We start from the raw sequence: 16,045 nt of genomic DNA on the forward strand, positions 1-16,045 counted from the left end.
GAGGACCGGAATGGTCCCGAGGTCGTACGCCGGGGCGCAGGTGGCGGAGCACCCGGCCTCCGGGGGGTGTACGCCCGGTCTCCGGGGGGTGTAAGCCCGGCCTCCCCGGGGGTGTACGCCGGACCTCAGGAGTGAGCGCCGCCGGACGCCGGCTCCTCGGCGTCGGCCCGCGCCGCCGCGGCGCGCTTGAGCGCGGCGTCCCGGCCCCGGACGTACCAGATGCCGATCAGGCCCAGCCCGGCCCCGGCCAGGCAGACCCAGATCCACCAGGCGTGGCCGCGGTCGTCGAACCAGCCGTAGAAGGGGACCTGTACGAGGAAGAGGACGAACCAGAGGATCGTGCCGCCGGTGATGGTGGCGACGACGGGACCCTCCAGGGGCTCGGGTGCCTCGTGTTTCGGTGTCCACTTCTGCATGTCATCAGTCTAGCCGGGGCCCTTCGGGCCAGTCGGCCCAAGGATCTACGCGCGGAGATAGCGATCTTCCCCTTATGTATTCATACTGAATCTGCTTATGGATGACTCGATTCATTCGTGTGAACATCCAAATCTGACTGGTTTCATCCCCTCGATGCACGACTGAAGGTCATACATGTCCTCCTCGGCCACCGCTCCGGTCGATCAGCCTCCGATGCCGCAGCCGCCGCACGGTGTCCTCGACCGCTACTTCAAGATCTCCCAGCGGGGGTCGACGGTCGCACGCGAGGTCCGTGGCGGTTTCGCCACGTTCTTCGCCATGGCCTACATCATCGTGCTCAACCCGATCATCCTCGGCAGCGCGAAGGACATGTACGGGCACCAGCTCGACGGTGGCCAGCTCGTCACCGCCACGGTGCTGACGGCCGCGTTCTCCACGCTCCTGATGGGCGTCATCGGCAACGTGCCGATCGCGCTCGCCGCCGGTCTGGGCGTCAACACCGTCGTCGCCCTCCAGCTCGCCCCCCGGATGAGCTGGCCCGACGCGATGGGCATGGTCGTCCTCGCGGGCATCGTCGTGATGCTCCTGGTGGCGACCGGGCTGCGCGAGCGCGTGATGCACGCGGTGCCGCGCTCGCTCCGCAAGGGCATCGCGATGGGCATCGGCCTCTTCGTGCTCCTGGTCGGCCTGGTCGACTCCGGCTTCGTGTCGCGCATCCCGGACGCCGCGCACACCACGGTCCCGCTGCAGCTCGGCAACGACGGCCACCTCAACGGCTGGCCGGTCCTCGTCTTCATCCTCGGCACGCTGCTGACCCTCGCGCTGATCGTCCGCAAGGTGCCGGGCGCGATCCTGCTCTCCATCGTCGTCATGACGCTCGTCGCGCTGGGCATCGACGCCATCGCCGACCTGCCGGCCGGTGCCTGGGGGCTGACCGTCCCGGAGTGGCCCGGCAACCCGGTGGCGTCCCCGGACTTCGGGCTGATCGGCCAGGTCAGCCTGTTCGGAGGCTTCGGGAAGGTCGGTCTCCTGACCGGCATCCTCTTCGTCTTCACCGTGCTGCTGTCCTGCTTCTTCGACGCGATGGGCACCATCCTCGGTGTCGGCGACGAGGCCAAGCTGATGGACAAGGACGGCAACTTCCCGGGCATCAACAAGGTCCTCCTCGTCGACGGTGTCGCCGTCGCCGCGGGCGGCATCAGCTCCTCCTCGGCGTCGACCTGCTTCGTGGAGTCCACGGCGGGAGTCGGCGAGGGCGCCCGTACCGGGCTGGCGAGCGTGGTGAGCGGGCTGCTCTTCACGGTGGCACTGTTCCTGACGCCGCTGGCGACGATGGTCCCCTCGCAGGCGGCGACCCCGGCGCTGATCGCCGTCGGGTTCCTGATCCTCGCGGGCAACGTGCGGGACGTGGACTGGAGCGACTACACGCTCGCCATCCCGGCCTTCATGGCCATGCTGATGATGCCGCTCACGTACTCGATCACCAACGGCATCGGCATCGGCTGCATCGCCTTCAGCGCGATGCGTCTGGCGGCCGGCCGCGGCCGTGAGGTCCCGGTGGCCATGTACGTGGTGTCCGCGGTCTTCGTCTTCTACTACGCGATGCCGGCGCTCGGCCTCACGTAAGCGCGTACGGAGGCGTCCGGCCAGGACGCCGTTCCACCCCTGCGGGGCGGAGCCCCGTCATGTGACCCGGTCGGCCGGGTCCGCGTGACGGGGCTCCGCCCCGTAGAACTTCTCCGTCTCGTCGACGGCCGCGTGGAAGCGCTCGTCGAAATCGTCACGGACGAGCGTCCGGACCACGTAGTCCTGGACGGTCATGCCGCGTCTGGCGGCGTGCCGGCGGAGCCGCTCGAGCAGCTCACCGTCTATGCGCAGGCTGAGCACTGTCGATCCCATGCCAAGCAGGGTCGCGGCACACATGGCTGTTTCGCGTCGCTTTCCGCCTCTTACTCACTCGTTCGGGTGATCAGTTTCTCGCGCGTGTACCACCAGCTGGTATTTAGCATAGCTAATGAGTTACGCTAAGGAACATGCCTGACCTGATCCACGACGGCGAGAGTGCCGCCGCCGTGAGCTCCCTTCGCTCGGCCGTGATGCTGCTGGGCCGGCGCCTGAAGCACCAGCGCGTCGACGAGTCGCTGAGCCCCACCGAGATGTCGGTGCTCGGCACACTCGCCCGTTGCGGTTCCGCCACTCCCGGTGAGCTGGCCCGCAAGGAGCACGTGCAGCCGCCGTCGATGACCCGCATCGTCGCGCTGCTGGAAGCCAAGGGCCTGGTCAGACTGGAACCGCACCCCGATGACCGTCGGCAGAAGATGGTCAGCCGGACCGAGCAGGCGGAAGCCATGCTCGCCGAGTCCCGCTCCAAGCGGAACGCCTGGCTGGCCGGCCTCGCCGAGGGCCTGGACGAGGACGAGTGGGAGAAGCTGCGGGCCGCCGCGCCCGTGCTGGAGAAGCTCGCCCACCTGTGATCCCGGCGGGCGCGCAGGGCCTCGGCCCTGTCGGCGCCCGCAGTCACGTCCCCGTCAGTCCGTACGCCGTATACGCCCGAGGAGGCGAACCCTTTTGAGTACGGGATCCGGAGCAGACTCCGCCCCCGCACCGACTTCCACCCACGAGAGCAAGACCGGCGGGACCTTCTCGTCGCTGAAGATCCGCAACTACCGCCTGTTCGCCACGGGCGCCGTGATCTCCAACACCGGTACCTGGATGTCCCGCATCACGCAGGACTGGCTCGTCCTGAGCCTCACCGGGTCCGCCGCCGCCGTCGGCATCACCACGGCCCTCCAGTTCCTCCCGATGCTGCTCTTCGGGCTCTACGGCGGCGTCATCGCCGACCGGCTCCCGAAGCGGCGTCTGCTGCTCATCAGCCAGGCAGCGCTCGGTCTGTGCGGCATCGCACTCGCCGCCCTGACCCTCTCCGGCGTCGTCGAGGTCTGGCACGTCTACCTGATCGCCTTCCTGCTCGGCCTGGTGACCGTCGTCGACAACCCGGCCAGGCAGTCGTTCGTCTCCGAGATGGTCGGCCCGGCGCAGCTGCGCAACGCGGTCAGCCTGAACTCGGCGAACTTCCAGTCCGCCCGGCTCATCGGCCCCGCGGTCGCGGGCGTCCTGATCACGACGGTCGGCAGCGGCTGGGCCTTCCTGCTCAACGGGCTGTCGTTCATCGCCCCGCTCGTCGGGCTGCTCATGATGCGTACGAGCGAGCTGCACGCGTCCGTGACCGTGAAGCGTGCCAAGGGCCAGCTGCGTGAAGGGCTGCGCTACGTCTCGGGCAGACCCGACCTGATCTGGCCGATCGTCCTGGTCGGCTTCGTCGGCACCTTCGGGTTCAACTTCCCGATCTGGCTGACCGCCTTCGCGGACGAGATCTTCCACGGCGGCGCCGGGATGTACTCGTTCTTCAACATCCTCATGGCGGCCGGCTCCCTGGCCGGAGCGCTGCTCGCCGCCCGCCGCCGCTCCTCGCGGCTGCGGATGCTGGTGGCCGCGGGCACCCTGTTCGGCGCCCTGGAGATCGCTGCGTCGCTGTCGCCGTCCGTCTGGTTCTTCTCGCTGCTGCTGGTCCCGATCGGCATGATCGGCCTGACGACGAACATCAGCGCCAACACCAGCGTCCAGATGGCCGCGGACCCCGAGATGCGGGGCCGGGTGATGAGCCTCTACATGATGGTCTTCGCCGGGGGCACGCCCGTGGGAGCCCCGATCGTGGGCTGGATCAGCGACGTCTACGGCGCCCGGACCGGCATGGCGGCCGGCGGGGCGATCTCGATGGCGGCCGCACTCGGCGTCGGCTTCATGCTGACCCGTGTGGGCGGCCTGCGCCTCAAGGTCGACCTGCGCCCGGGCCGCCCGCACGTGCGGTTCGTCCCGCGCGAACAGCTGGCCGCGGCGGCCTGAGCCGTCCCGCGCATGCCGCCCTGCCCCCTCGGGGGAGGGCGGCATCGTCGTTCCGGGGGCCGGGGGCCGGGGCCGGGGCCTGGGGGCCCGGCCCCGGACACGCTGGGACACTCTCCGCATGAGCAGCCAGAGACTCTTCACCGCCGTCCTGCCTCCCGCCGCAGCCGCGGACGAGCTGGCCGTGGCCGTCGCACCCCTGCACGGTCTGCCCGGGGCGGTGGACCTCCGCTGGACCGCGCGGGCGGGGTGGCACTACACGCTGGCCTTCCTCGGCGACGTCGAGGAGGACCTGCTGCCGGAGCTGTACACCAGGCTGGAGCGGGCCGCGCACCGGACGCGGCGCCTCCCGCTGCGGATCCACGGCGGCGGGCGGTTCGACGGGCGGGCGCTGTGGGCGGGGGCGGCGGGGGACCTCGACACGCTGAGGCTGCTCGCGGAGCGCGCCCACGCCGCCGCGCGCAGGGCCGGGGTCGCGATGGAGGAGCACCGCCGCTACACCCCGCACCTCACCCTCGCCCGGAGCCGGGTCCCGGCGGACCTCAGCCCGTACACGGCGGTCCTGGAGGGCTTCGAGGGAGCAGGTTGGGAGGCGGGCGAGCTCAGTCTCGTACGCAGCAGGCTTCCGGTGGACGGGGTGCCGGGGGAGCAGCCGCGGTACGAGGTGGTGCGGGCCTGGCCGCTGGGCCGGTGAGCCGGGCGGTTACGCTCGTCGGGTGGATCCCAAGACCAGAAACCGCATCATGGCGGCCGTGCTCGTGCTGATGTTCGTCGTCGTGGCGGCGGCCTCCGCCCTCGGGGGCTGACTCCGGGGGCGAAGGCCGCACACGCGCCGCGTACCTACCAGGCGAAGTTCTCCGGCGACGGGCCCGGGCCCGGGAAGATCTCGTCCAGGGCCGACAGCACCTCGTCCGACAGCTCCAGCTCCACCGCGCGCAGCGCCGAGTCGAGCTGCTCCCGGGTACGCGGGCCCGAGATCGGGCCCGTGACCCCCGGCCGGGTCAGCAGCCAGGCCAGACCGGCCTCGCCGGGCTCCAGGCCGTGCTTCTCCAGCAGGTCCTCGTACGCCTGGATCTGCGCCCGGACCTTCGGGTCGGCCAGCGCGTCGCCGGACCGGCCGGAGGTGGACCGGGCGCCGCTGCCGTCGCGCTCCTTGCGGATCGCCCCGCCGAGCAGTCCGCCGTGCAGCGGCGACCACGGGATGACGCCGAGGCCGTACTCCTGGGCGGCCGGGATGACCTCCATCTCGGCCCCGCGCTCCATCAGGTTGTAGATGCACTGCTCGCTGACCAGGCCGTAGCTGCCCCGCTGCCGGGCCCGCTCGTTGGCCTGGGCGATCTTGTAACCGGAGAAGTTGGACGATCCCGCGTACAGGATCTTGCCCTGCTGGATCAGTACGTCGATGGCCTGCCAGATCTCGTCGATCGGGGTGTCCCGGTCGACGTGGTGGAACTGGTACAGGTCGATGTGGTCCGTCTGGAGCCGCTTGAGGCTGGCGTCGACGGCGCGGCGGATGTTGAGGGCGGACAGCTTGTCGTGGTTGGGCCACGCCTCGCCGTCCGCGCCCATGTTCCCGTAGACCTTGGTGGCGAGCACGACCTTGTCGCGGCGTTCGCCGCCCTGGGCGAACCAGGTGCCGAGGATCTCCTCGGTGCGGCCCTTGTTCTCGCCCCAGCCGTAGACGTTCGCCGTGTCGAAGAAGTTGACGCCCGCCTCCAGGGCGGCGTCCATGAGCGCGTGGCTTTCGCTCTCGTTGGTCTGGGGGCCGAAGTTCATCGTCCCCAGGACGAGGCGGCTGACCTTGAGTCCGGTGCGTCCGAGCTGCGTGTACTTCATGGGCCCCAAGCCAACTCCTTCGAGCGTGCTCGAAGCAAGCGGCGTCTCAGGTGCGCCGCGCGAACCCGTCCAGCGCGGCCAGCACCGTGCGGGAGGTCGCGGTGGAGCCGAGGTGTCCCGCGTCGTCGATCACCGTCAGCTCGGCGTCCGGCCACGCCCTGGCGAGCTCCCAGGCGGTGGTCAGCGGGGAGCCCAGGTCGAAGCGGCCGTGCACCAGGACGCCGGGGATGCCCGCCAGGCGGCCGGCGTCGCGGATCAGCCGTCCCTCCTCCAGCCAGGCGGCGTGGGAGAAGTAGTGCGCGCAGATCCGGACGAACGCCAGCTGGTCGCGGCCCGGACGGCCGCCGTAGGGGGCCGGGCCGGTGTACGCCTCCATGGACAGCACCGCGTCCTCCCAGGCGCACCAGTCGGCTGTCGCCCGTGCGCGCACCTGCGGGTCCGGGCTCTCCGTCCGGCGGGCGTACGCGGCGACCAGGCCACCCGCGCCCGCGGCCTCCGGGACACCCGCCCGGAACAGGTCCCAGGCTTCGGGGAAGATCTGCCCGGCGCCCCGGTACAGCCAGTCGATCTCGCTGCGCCGGGTCGTCGTCACGGCGGAGATCACGATCTCCGAGACCCTCTCCGGGTGCTGCTCGGCGTACGCGAGGATCAGGGTCGAGCCCCACGAGCCCCCGTGCAGCAGCCACGTCCCGATGCCCAGGTGCTCCCGCAGGAGCTCCATGTCCGCGATCAGGTGCGCCGTCGTGTTGTGCCGCAGGTCGGTGTCCGGGTCGCTCGCGTGCGGGGTGGAGCGCCCGCAGTTGCGCTGGTCGAAGAGCACCACGCGGTAGAGGTCCGGGTCGAAGTTCCGCCGGGCCCCGGGCCCGCAGCCCGAGCCCGGACCGCCGTGCACGACGAGGGCGGGCTTGCCGGCGGGGTTGCCGCAGACCTCCCAGTACACGAGGTTGCCGTCGCCGACGTCCAGCATCCCCTGGGCGTACGGCTCGACCGGCGGGTACTTCCCGTCGGGGTCACGGGTCATGGCGGCGGCCCTCCTCGGTCGGTGGTGCTGCTCGGCGGGCGTGGGCGAACGGGGCGTCGGCCGTGGTCTCCGAGTCCACCGCGGGGGCAATACCGTGGCGTGCTCGGACGGGTGCCGGTAGCGTGCCGGTCCGGGCGGAGCCGTAGCGCAGAGGTCGTCGCGCCGGTCTCCACAACCGTGAGGACGCCGGTTCGATTCCGGCCGGCTCCGCCCTTTCCCGGGTCCTGTGCCGCCCCGCTACGGCGCGATGGGCAGCCGGCGCTTGTGGTCGGTGAGGCGGTAGCGGCCGACGATGGTCCCGAAGGCCTGCTCGTCGACCGGCTTGCCCTCCAGGAAATCGTCGATGGTGTCGTAGGTGACGCCGAGCGCGTGCTCGTCGGCCTTGCCCGGGTCGAGCGTCTCCAGGTCCGCCGTCGGCACCTTCCCGACCAGCTCGGCGGGGGCGCCCAGCATCTCCGCGACGGCGCGCACCCGGCGCTTGGTGAGGCCGGTCAGCGGGACCAGGTCGGCGGCGCCGTCCCCGAACTTGGTGAAGAAGCCGGAGACCGCCTCGGCCGCGTGGTCCGTGCCGACGACGAGGCCGCTGTGCGCTCCGGCCACCGCGTACTGGGCGATCATGCGCTGCCGGGCCTTCACGTTGCCGACCACGAAGTCCTGGTGGTGCGGGTCGCGGAAGGTCACGTCGCCGGTGAGCAGGGCGGCCTGCATGGCGTCGGTCGCGGGCTTGATGTCCACGGTCAGCACCTGGTCGGCCCGGATGAAGGAGAGCGCGAGCTGGGCGTCGTGCTCGTCGGCCTGGACCCCGTAGGGGAGCCGCATCGCGTAGAACCGCGCCTCGTGGCCGGCGGCCCGGGCCCGCTCGACGGCGAGCTGGCACAGCCGGCCGGCGGTGGTGGAGTCGACGCCGCCGCTGATGCCGAGCACCAGGGAGCGCAGCCCGGTGGAGGTCAGCCGCTCGGTGAGGAAGGCCACCCGGCGCTCGATCTCCTTCTCGGCGTCGAAGGTCTCCGCGACCTCCAGCTCCCGGGCGATCTCCTGCTGCAGGGCGATGGACGCCGGCTCGCTCACGTCTGCTCCTCGTTCCGGTTCACGACGGTCTGTCGCGCCCACCCTACCCAGGGGCGGAATCCGGCCGGTCCGGTGTGCTCAGCCCTTGACGGCCACGTGGTAGGCGGAGGCCCACAGCGTCACCGCGGAGGCCAGGCCCACCACGGCCCGCACGCTTCCGTCCGCGAGTCCGGCCGCGATGAGGGCGAAGCCGACGACCGCGGCGGCACTCAGCAGCGCGGCCGTCCCCTTGTACTGCCACTGGTCGTAGAGCCGCGCGAGCGGGATGAAGTGCAGGCCCACGACCAGCGCGATGGCCGGCGGGATGAAGGAGGGCCGCCCCGAGGCGTTGGACGCGGCGATCACCGCGAAGATCGCCGCGAGCTCGACGACGTTCACGATGCCGACCGAACGCGCCCAGTTATGGGGCAGGTCGACCATGCGGGGCGACGGGGCGGCGCCCTTGCGGTAGGCGAGGAACACGGCGACCGCGGTGACGGGCACGGCGATGATCTCGACGGCCAGGGCCGCGCCTCCCGACGCGAGCCCCGACGCCCCGGCGAGGGCCCAGACGAGGGCGAACACCGACAGGACGACGGTGCCCCGGCGGCGCAGGGTCCGGGTGAGTGCGGCGCACTCGGCGTCCGGGGCAGTGGGTGTCGCGGGCGTCGGCTGGATCATGCGGCGAGGCTACAGCGATCACCGGATCCGTCCGGCGGTTTCGGGGCGGAGAGCGCATGCCTCCACTTCCGGAGGCTCCACCTCCGCCCCGCACCCGTCTGACCTGCCGGTTTCAGGGAATCAGGACGAGCCGGCCCCGTACGCCGCCCTCCGCGAGCCGGGCGTGTGTGCGGGCCGCCTGCTCCAGGGGGTACGTCCCGGCCACCCGGGGTGTCAGGACGCCCTGGTCGACCAGTTCGACCAGGGCGGCGAGGCGGTCGCCGTCGGGGGCCACCTCCACCACCTGGACGCGGATGTCCCGCACGGCGGGTGGTCCCGCGTGCGGGATGACGCCGACGTAGTCGCCGCCGTCCTTCACGTACGCCAGCGCGTCCGCGCCGACCACGGCCGCATCCAGGACGGCGTCGAACAGGCCGGTCTCCTCGCCGCGCCGCAGGAACCCGTCCGCGCCGAAGGACCGTACGAGCGCCTCGTCGCCGGGCCCGGCCACCCCGGTGACCTCGATCCCGGCCCGGTGGGCGAGCTGCACCGCGTAGCCGCCGACCGCGCCCGCCGCCCCCGTGACCAGCAGCGTGGATCCCGGGGCGAGGGCCGGCAGGTCCAGGGCCTGGGCGGCGGTGAGGGCGTTCAGTGGCACGGTCGACGCGTGGACCGCGTCCACGGAGGCGGGGGCGGGCGCGACCGCCGAGGCGTCCACCACCACGTACTCCGCCTGCGCCTTGACCGGTGCCGGGCCGTACGCCAGCGCGACGACGCCGGCCCCGACGGCGTGCCCGGCCCCCGCGCCCATAGCGTCCACGGTGCCCGCCACGTCCCAGCCGAGCCCCAGGAGGCCGTCCTCGGGCAGCGGGACGAGGAGCCCCGCGCGGTACGCCACGTCCACCGGGTTGACCGCGGCCGCCGCCACCTTGATCCGCACCTGGCCCGGGCCGGGCTCGGGCACCGCGGTCTCCACGAGCTCCACCGTCCCGGGTCCGCCGAACTTCCTGACCACCACAGCACGCATGTCGACAACTCCTCGGTAAGGGGGCGGGTTTCTCCCGCCCCCACAAACCTAGGAAGAGTTACTCTCTTTCGGTAAGTACGCACTTCGAGGTGCGTAGGCCACCCCCAGGTAGGACCGGAGGCAGGACCCATGCCGACCCGCACCGCGGCCCAGCGCCGCGAGGAAGCGCGATCCGCGTACGACGCCTTCCTCAGGGAGTGCCCGACCAACCAGCTGCTGGGGCGCCTCGGCGACAAGTGGGTCAGCCTCATCGTCAGCGCCCTGCGCGAGGGCCCGATGCGCTACAGCGACCTGGGCCGCAGGATCGCCGGGGTGAGCCAGAAGATGCTGACGCAGTCGCTGCGCACCCTGGAGCGCGACGGGCTCGTCACCCGCACGGTGACGCCGTCGGTGCCGGTACGCGTGGACTACGAACTGACGGAGCTCGGCCACAGCCTGAGCGGGCTGCTGTTCGCGGTGAAGACGTGGGCGGAGACGCACTTCGACCAGGTCCACGAGGCCCGCGAGCGGTACGACGAGGGGGCCGCCGCGTGAACGCCACCCCGCGGGTCCTGGCGGTGCTGGACGGGCTCCTCGCCTCCGCCGCCCCCGACGAGCGCGGCGCCCTGTGGCATCTGGCCGAGCAGGGGCGGGAGTTGGATGCCAACGTCGTGCGCCTGCCACCGGGAGCGGGGGTGGGCGAGCACCAGGAGGACGTGCTGGACGTGCTCCTCGTCGTCCTCGCGGGCGGCGGCAGCCTGCGCACGGGCGACGGCGACGTGCTGGACCTCGGCCCCATGGCGGTCACCTGGCTGCCCCGCACCTCGCGGCGCGCCCTGGAGGCGGGGCCCGGCGGGCTGGTCTACCTCACGGTGCACCGGCGGCGCCCCGGGCTCACGGTCAAGCCGGCCGTGCGGGCTGTCGCGTACGAGGGCGGCGAGGCGCCCTGCATGCTGGACCTCGTGTGCCCGGGGTGCGGGCGGCTGTCGGCGGACCGGTCGCCCGTTTTCTGCAGCACGTGCGGCGAGCGGTTCCCGGAGCGGTAGCCGCGCACGGGGGCGGGCCGCCCGCAGCCCGTACGCCCTACGCCTCCTGGAGGATCTGGATCAGGTTGCCGCAGGTGTCGTCGAGGACCGCGGTGGTGACCGCTCCCATCTCCAGCGGCTCCTGGGTGAAGTGCACGCCGAGCCCGCGCAGTCGGCCGAACTCCCCGGCCACGTCGTCGACGGCGAAGGCGGCGAGCGGGATGCCGTCCTTGGCCAGCCCGTCCCGGTAGGCCCTCACCACGGGGTGGCCGGAGGGCTCCAGCAGCAGCTCGGTCCCGTCGGGTGCCTCCGGCGAGACGAGGGTCAGCCAGCGGTGCTCGCCCAGGGGGACGTCGTGCTTCTTCACGAAGCCGAGCACCTCGGTGTAGAAGCGCAGGGCCTTCTCCTGGTCGTCGACGAAGACGCTGGTCCGTTGGATCTTCAAGGGGTGCTCTCCGGGGTGTCGGGCCTGAGCCAGCGGCTTGCGATGCGTTCGAGCGGTTCGGTGTTCAGGTCGTGGTACTTGTAGCGGCCCTCGCGCCGCGGGAGGACCAGGCCCGCGGTCTCCAGGACGGCCAGGTGCTGGCTGATCGCCTGGCGGGTCAGGCCCAGGCCGTGCTTGGTCACCAGTCGTGCGCATATCTCGAACAGGGTCTGCCCGTTGCGGTCCACCAGTTCGTCGAGGATGCGCCGGCGGGTGGGGTCGGCCAGCGCCTTGAAGACATCCTGCGTCATGACCTCCACCATAGGCAAGCATCGACTTGCCTATCAAGGGGGCTGCGACGTCAGGCCAGGGAGAGGAAGAGCTTCTCCAGACGTGCGCGCATCCGGTCCCTGTCGGCCGGGGTGCGGGCCTCGTCGGTCAGGCACTGTTCGAGCCCCGTGGCGATGATCGAGAACCCCGCCCGGTCCAGGGCCCGGGACGCGGCGGCGAGTTGGGTGACGACGTCCTCGCAGTCCCTGCCCTCCTCGATCATCCTGATGACCCCGGCGATCTGCCCCTGGGCCCGGCGCAGCCGGTTCAGGACCGACTTCAACTCCGCTGCCGCCATGTCGAGTTGCATGGTTCCTCCGGTGTGTGAAGCGCGAGTGGTGCGCAGGTGGCGGGTGCCGGCCGGCGGGTGTCCGCACCTGGCGCCGTATACCCATGGGGGTATGATACGAGATTGCTCCCCGGGGGCCTCGCTCCCGCGCGGGGTGTAGCCGGCCCCCTCCCGGTTCCGGGGGGCACGCCCCATGTGCTCGCCCGCCCCCGTCCGTAGCGTCGTTGACGTGGCGCAGAGGGCGTCCGACGGGCAGAGGGGGAGACCATGTTCACTCGCGAGCGGCAGCCCAGGAGGCGGAGTGCGGAGGCACTGCGCCTGGTGTCGGTGACCAAGGCGTACGGGGCCGGGGACAGCGCGGTGACCGCCCTGGACGGGGTGACCCTGAGCCTTCCGGCGGGGAGTTTCACCGCCGTCATGGGGCCCTCCGGATCGGGGAAGTCCACGCTGCTCCAGTGCGCGGCGGGCCTGGACCGGCCCGACCGGGGGCAGATCCTCGTGGACGGCGAGGAGATGAGCGGCGGCAGCGAGGCGGCGCTGACGAAGTTCCGGCGGGACCGGATCGGCTTCGTCTTCCAGCAGTACAACCTGCTGCCCACCCTGACCGTCGAGGAGAACACCTCGCTGCCCCTGCGGCTCGCCGGCCGGAAGGCCGACCCGGAACGCGTCCGCGCGCTCCTCACACAGGTGGGGCTGGGCGAGCGCCTCGGCCACTTCCCCGACGAGCTCTCCGGGGGACAGCGCCAGCGCGTCGCGATCGCGCGCGCCCTGGTCACCCGGCCGGGCGTGATCCTCGCCGACGAACCCACCGGCGCCCTGGACACGCGCAGCGCACGCGAGGTGCTGCGCCTGCTGGGGGAGGGCGTCCGCCTGCACGGCACCACCGTCGTCCTCGTCACGCACGACCCGGTGGCCGCCTCCTGCGCCGACTCGGTGCTCTTCCTCGCCGACGGGCGGCTGGCGGGCCGGCTGCCCGCGCCCACCGCCGAGGCGGTCGCCGAGCGCATGACCCACCTGGGCGACCGGGCGGCCGAGCAGTACGCGACGGAGGTGTGAGCCGATGCTGTTCCTGGCCCTCCGATCGGTCCGCAAGCGTCCGGGGCGCTTCCTCGCCACCCTGCTCTCGGCGTTCCTCGGTGCCGTGATCATCATGACGTTCGGCTCCCTGCACGACACCGCGGCGGCCCCCGGGATCGACGAGGTCAGCGCGGAGTCCATGACCGTCTCCGCGAGCGTGGTCGGCGGATACGGTTCGCTCCTCGTCTTCTTCGCCATCGCCTCCACCCTCACCGTCGGCGTCCGTCAGCGCGCCGAGGAGATCCATCTGCTGCGCTGCACGGGGGCGACCCCCGCCCAGATCAGGCGCATGGTCGTCGGCGAGTCCGCCGTGGTGGCGCTGGCCGGAGCGGTGCTCGCCGTCGGGCCGGCGGTGCTCGGCGGGCGTCTCCTCGTCGGCCTGTTCAAGGACAGCGGCCAGGTCGCCGCCGACGTCGGTCCGGCGTTCGGCGCGATGGCGCTCGGCTCCGGCTTCGGCATCGCGTTCCTCGCCTCGGCCGGCGCCGCGTTCCTCGCCGTACGCCGTGCCACCAATGCCGGCGCCGGAGTGCGCGGACCGTCCCGCCGCAGGGGCCGCACCGTGGCCGGCTGCGCGGCGCTGGTGGCCGGTGCCGGGGGCGTTCTGACCACGTACGCCGTCGACAGCACCGAGGAGATGCTGATGGCGTTCCCCGCCTACGGGGCGATCCTGCTCTCCGTGGGCTTCGCCGTCCTCGCCCCGTCCCTGCTGGGCCGGCTGCTGGGACTGCTGCGGGGGCCCCTGGCCGCGGTGGGCGGGGCGGGCGGCTACTTGAGCGCCCGCAACCTGCGCCGGCGCGGTGCCGAACTGGCCGGGGTGCTCATGCCGATGATCATCTTCACCGGCACGGCCACCGCGACCCTCTACATCCAGGGCGTGGAGAGCGACCGGGTCGCCTCGTCCGGCCTGGGCAGGACCGTCGCGGACACGAACCTGGAGACCCTCAACCTCGTGGTCGTCGGCATCGTCGTCGTCTTCTCCTGCATCATGCTCGTCAACAGCCTCTACGCGGCGACCACGTATCGCAGCCGTGAGTTCGGGCAGCAGCGCCTCGCGGGGGCCACGCCCGGCCAGGTCCTGGGGGTGGTCGGATGGGAAGCGGCCGTCCTGACGCTGACCGGGCTCGTCCTGGGCACCGTCGCGGGGGTCGCGGGGATCATCCCCTTCACGATGGTCCGTACCGACCGGGTCCTCCCCGGTCAGGGACCCGGCACCTGGCTGGCCGTCATGGCCGTCGCCGCCACGGTCACCCTCGGGACGAGCCTCGGGACCGCGCGCAGGGCGCTGCGTACGCCGGCCGTCGACGCCGTCACCGTGGCGGCGTGACGCCCGCGGCGGCCGGTGCGCGCCTCCTGCGGTTTCTCAGCCGCAGGCGGCGTCCGGCGCGGGCCGCCTGCGAGGGCCCGCAGGGGCGATGGCCGGGCGGTTGCTTCCCGGAGCGGACGGTGAGCGGTCGGACCCAGGGGTCCGGGCGTTCCCAGGGCGGGAGGTCGTCCTCGCGATGGCCGCAGCGGCAGGACGGATCCGCGCAGGGGGCGCCATGGTGGAGGTGGCGGGGGTGCGGGCACAGGGCGCAGGGGCCCGCCGCAGGCCGGTCACCCGCTCGGGCCGGAACACGGCGCACGCGTAGCCCGCCCCGGACTCCCCGTCGCAGCGGCCGGCGGCGTTCGCGTGGCGGGTGCGCGGATGACCGCACTCCCGGCAGTTCTCCGGTCGCCGCGCTGAGCCTGAACGAGCTGAGCCGTCGGGTCGGCCTGGCCGAGGCGAACGTGCTGCGCTACTTCGAGTCGCGCGAGGCGGTCCTGCTCGACCTGCTGGACGCCGAGATCGAGGAGTGGCCGGCGGAGCTGGAACGCGCACCCGTTCCCGGCCAGGGCACGCCGCGCGAACGCGGCGACCACCTGGCCGACCTCCTGGCCACGTCGATGACGCGGCGGCCGGTCCTGTGCGATCTGCCCGGCGCCCAGGGCGCGGTGCTGTAGCAGAAGATCTCCACGGACGTCGGCATCCGGCACACGCGCAGGGCCCAGCAGCCGCTGCATGCGCTGGTCGGGCTCGTCCGGGGGCACCTTCCCGAGCTGACCGCCGGCGAAGCCGCCTCGTTGACCGAGACCACCCTCCTGCTGGCCATGGCCGCGTGGCAGTGCAGCCGTCCCTCCCCGGAGATGCCGGCCGTCCACGCTTCCGATCCCAAGCCGGCCGCGATGCGTCCGGACTTCACCGACGCGGTCCGCCGTGCGGTCGCGGTGACCGCCTCCGGCCTCCTCGCGCGCCGGCAGGGGCCGCACGGGCTGGTGTCAGTGGCTGCGCATACGGTCTGCCCATGAATGATCAGCGGTGGGCGGGCGTACGGGAACGGGTCGAGGCGGCAGGGGCGGGGCCCAGGGGCGGCGACGTGTTCGGGGCGCTCGGGCACCGGTGGGTCCTGGAGGACCCGTTCACCCAGGACGAGCTCGCCGGCCTCGAAGCACAGCTCGGCGTGCGACTGCCCGAGGAGTACCGGGAGTTCCTGCTCCACGTCGGCGCGGGCGGCGCCGGTCCCGCGTACGGCGTGTTCCCCGTGCGGCGCACGGAGGGCGGCTGGCGCTGGGAGGGCGACGGAGCCTCCATGGGCGACCTGCACCGGCTCGTCGAGCCGTTCCCCGACCGGGGCCCGGACCCGGAGCTGCTCGACGGGCTTCTTGCCCAGCGCCCCGAGGAAGAGGACTTCGACGACGCCATCGAGGACTTCGACGACGCCATGGAGGCGTGGGACGAGCGGTGGGAGGCCGTCATGTTCGCCCCGGAGCGCACCGCCGGGGCCCTGGTGATCTCCCACCTGGGCTGCGCCCAGCGGGAGTGGCTGATCGTCAGCGGCGCCCACCGGGGCACGATCTGGTCGGACTGCCGGGCGGACGACGTCGACCTCGCGCCCCTCCTCGACGAGGACGGCACGCCGATGACCTTCGCCCGCTGGTACACCGGCTGGCTGGAGAAGGCCGAGCGCACCGCGTTCGCAGCACCGTAGGAGTAGGG

General features: G+C 72.4%; 21 protein-coding genes and 1 tRNA gene. 12 read left to right on the forward strand and 10 right to left on the reverse strand.

Annotated features, from left to right (window positions below; all coding sequences use genetic code 11):
• Positions 1–125: 125 nt before the first annotated feature.
• Positions 126–416 carry a DUF2530 domain-containing protein gene (locus ACFC51_RS26545; RefSeq protein ID WP_376369265.1) on the reverse strand — a complete coding sequence of 97 codons (291 nt, stop codon included), beginning with the start codon at positions 414–416 and terminating at the stop codon, positions 126–128.
• Positions 417–591: 175 nt separating this feature from the next.
• On the opposite strand from ACFC51_RS26545, the gene ACFC51_RS26550 reads away from it, so the two are divergent.
• Complete coding sequence (locus ACFC51_RS26550; RefSeq protein WP_376369264.1) at positions 592–2,043, forward strand: NCS2 family permease; 1,452 nt, start codon at positions 592–594, stop codon at positions 2,041–2,043.
• Between the two features lie 57 nt (positions 2,044–2,100).
• Here ACFC51_RS26550 and ACFC51_RS26555 read toward each other — a convergent pair whose 3' ends face one another.
• Complete coding sequence (locus ACFC51_RS26555) at positions 2,101–2,316, reverse strand: hypothetical protein (RefSeq protein WP_030636013.1); 216 nt, start codon at positions 2,314–2,316, stop codon at positions 2,101–2,103.
• Between the two features lie 134 nt (positions 2,317–2,450).
• Between ACFC51_RS26555 and ACFC51_RS26560 the strand changes: the two genes are divergently transcribed.
• The 3 genes from ACFC51_RS26560 to thpR all read left to right on the forward strand — a co-directional run bounded on the left by ACFC51_RS26560 (position 2,451) and on the right by thpR (position 5,011).
• A complete protein-coding gene (locus tag ACFC51_RS26560) occupies positions 2,451–2,891 on the forward strand; it encodes a MarR family winged helix-turn-helix transcriptional regulator (RefSeq protein ID WP_103516457.1) in 441 nt (146 codons plus the stop codon).
• Positions 2,892–2,985: 94 nt separating this feature from the next.
• Entirely contained in the window at positions 2,986–4,320 is a 1,335-nt protein-coding gene (locus ACFC51_RS26565; RefSeq protein WP_376369263.1) for an MFS transporter, read from the forward strand.
• 118 nt (positions 4,321–4,438) lie between these two features.
• Positions 4,439–5,011, forward strand: coding sequence for an RNA 2',3'-cyclic phosphodiesterase (gene thpR, locus ACFC51_RS26570; RefSeq protein ID WP_376369262.1), 573 nt, complete (start codon positions 4,439–4,441; stop codon positions 5,009–5,011).
• Positions 5,012–5,157: 146 nt separating this feature from the next.
• Here the strand turns inward: thpR and ACFC51_RS26575 are convergent, their stop codons facing one another.
• Both ACFC51_RS26575 and pip read right to left on the reverse strand, forming a co-directional pair.
• Entirely contained in the window at positions 5,158–6,153 is a 996-nt protein-coding gene (locus ACFC51_RS26575) for an aldo/keto reductase (protein WP_376369261.1), read from the reverse strand.
• Positions 6,154–6,199: 46 nt separating this feature from the next.
• Positions 6,200–7,174, reverse strand: a complete 975-nt coding sequence (gene pip / locus ACFC51_RS26580) for a prolyl aminopeptidase (protein ID WP_376531167.1) — start codon at positions 7,172–7,174, stop codon at positions 6,200–6,202.
• 136 nt (positions 7,175–7,310) lie between these two features.
• Here pip and ACFC51_RS26585 point away from each other — a divergent pair.
• Positions 7,311–7,384 (forward strand) — tRNA-Trp (locus ACFC51_RS26585).
• A gap of 27 nt (positions 7,385–7,411) precedes the next feature.
• Here the strand turns inward: ACFC51_RS26585 and nadE are convergent.
• From nadE to ACFC51_RS26600, 3 genes are all read right to left on the reverse strand, one after another.
• Entirely contained in the window at positions 7,412–8,242 is an 831-nt protein-coding gene (gene nadE, locus ACFC51_RS26590; RefSeq protein ID WP_376369259.1) for an ammonia-dependent NAD(+) synthetase, read from the reverse strand.
• A 78-nt stretch (positions 8,243–8,320) separates the two neighbouring features.
• Positions 8,321–8,902 carry a hypothetical protein gene (locus tag ACFC51_RS26595; RefSeq protein WP_376531169.1) on the reverse strand — a complete coding sequence of 194 codons (582 nt, stop codon included), beginning with the start codon at positions 8,900–8,902 and terminating at the stop codon, positions 8,321–8,323.
• A gap of 112 nt (positions 8,903–9,014) precedes the next feature.
• Positions 9,015–9,908, reverse strand: a complete 894-nt coding sequence (locus ACFC51_RS26600; RefSeq protein ID WP_376531171.1) for an NADP-dependent oxidoreductase — start codon at positions 9,906–9,908, stop codon at positions 9,015–9,017.
• 129 nt (positions 9,909–10,037) lie between these two features.
• On the opposite strand from ACFC51_RS26600, the gene ACFC51_RS26605 reads away from it, so the two are divergent.
• Positions 10,038–10,442 (forward strand): winged helix-turn-helix transcriptional regulator, encoded by a 405-nt coding sequence (locus tag ACFC51_RS26605; RefSeq protein WP_376369256.1) that lies wholly within the window; start codon positions 10,038–10,040, stop codon positions 10,440–10,442.
• Positions 10,439–10,933, forward strand: coding sequence for a hypothetical protein (locus tag ACFC51_RS26610; RefSeq protein WP_376369255.1), 495 nt, complete (start codon positions 10,439–10,441; stop codon positions 10,931–10,933). The genes ACFC51_RS26605 and ACFC51_RS26610 overlap by 4 nt, the downstream gene beginning before the upstream one ends.
• 37 nt (positions 10,934–10,970) lie before the next feature.
• On the opposite strand, the gene ACFC51_RS26615 is transcribed toward ACFC51_RS26610, so the two are convergent.
• The 3 genes from ACFC51_RS26615 to ACFC51_RS26625 are packed head-to-tail and all read right to left on the reverse strand — an operon-like array spanning position 10,971 to position 11,976.
• Positions 10,971–11,357: a VOC family protein gene (locus ACFC51_RS26615; RefSeq protein ID WP_376369254.1), complete on the reverse strand. Its 387-nt coding sequence runs from the start codon at positions 11,355–11,357 to the stop codon at positions 10,971–10,973.
• Positions 11,354–11,647: an ArsR/SmtB family transcription factor gene (locus ACFC51_RS26620; protein ID WP_376369253.1), complete on the reverse strand. Its 294-nt coding sequence runs from the start codon at positions 11,645–11,647 to the stop codon at positions 11,354–11,356. Before ACFC51_RS26620 ends, ACFC51_RS26615 begins: the two co-directional genes overlap by 4 nt.
• Positions 11,648–11,697: 50 nt before the next feature.
• Positions 11,698–11,976 (reverse strand): metal-sensitive transcriptional regulator, encoded by a 279-nt coding sequence (locus tag ACFC51_RS26625; RefSeq protein ID WP_376531173.1) that lies wholly within the window; start codon positions 11,974–11,976, stop codon positions 11,698–11,700.
• A gap of 246 nt (positions 11,977–12,222) precedes the next feature.
• On the opposite strand from ACFC51_RS26625, the gene ACFC51_RS26630 reads away from it, so the two are divergent.
• The 5 genes from ACFC51_RS26630 to ACFC51_RS26650 all read left to right on the forward strand — a co-directional run bounded on the left by ACFC51_RS26630 (position 12,223) and on the right by ACFC51_RS26650 (position 16,037).
• A complete protein-coding gene (locus ACFC51_RS26630) occupies positions 12,223–13,011 on the forward strand; it encodes an ABC transporter ATP-binding protein (protein ID WP_376531175.1) in 789 nt (262 codons plus the stop codon).
• 4 nt (positions 13,012–13,015) lie between these two features.
• Entirely contained in the window at positions 13,016–14,356 is a 1,341-nt protein-coding gene (locus tag ACFC51_RS26635) for an FtsX-like permease family protein (RefSeq protein WP_376531177.1), read from the forward strand.
• A gap of 443 nt (positions 14,357–14,799) precedes the next feature.
• Positions 14,800–15,012, forward strand: a complete 213-nt coding sequence (locus ACFC51_RS26640; protein ID WP_376531179.1) for a hypothetical protein — start codon at positions 14,800–14,802, stop codon at positions 15,010–15,012.
• A gap of 54 nt (positions 15,013–15,066) precedes the next feature.
• On the forward strand, positions 15,067–15,357 hold the full coding sequence (locus ACFC51_RS26645; RefSeq protein ID WP_376531204.1) for a hypothetical protein: 291 nt from the start codon (positions 15,067–15,069) through the stop codon (positions 15,355–15,357).
• Positions 15,354–16,037, forward strand: coding sequence for an SMI1/KNR4 family protein (locus tag ACFC51_RS26650; protein WP_376369248.1), 684 nt, complete (start codon positions 15,354–15,356; stop codon positions 16,035–16,037). Before ACFC51_RS26645 ends, ACFC51_RS26650 begins: the two co-directional genes overlap by 4 nt.
• Positions 16,038–16,045 lie beyond the last annotated feature (8 nt).

It is taken from the genome of Streptomyces sp. NPDC055962, from assembly GCF_042270185.1.
Classification (GTDB): domain Bacteria; phylum Actinomycetota; class Actinomycetes; order Streptomycetales; family Streptomycetaceae; genus Streptomyces.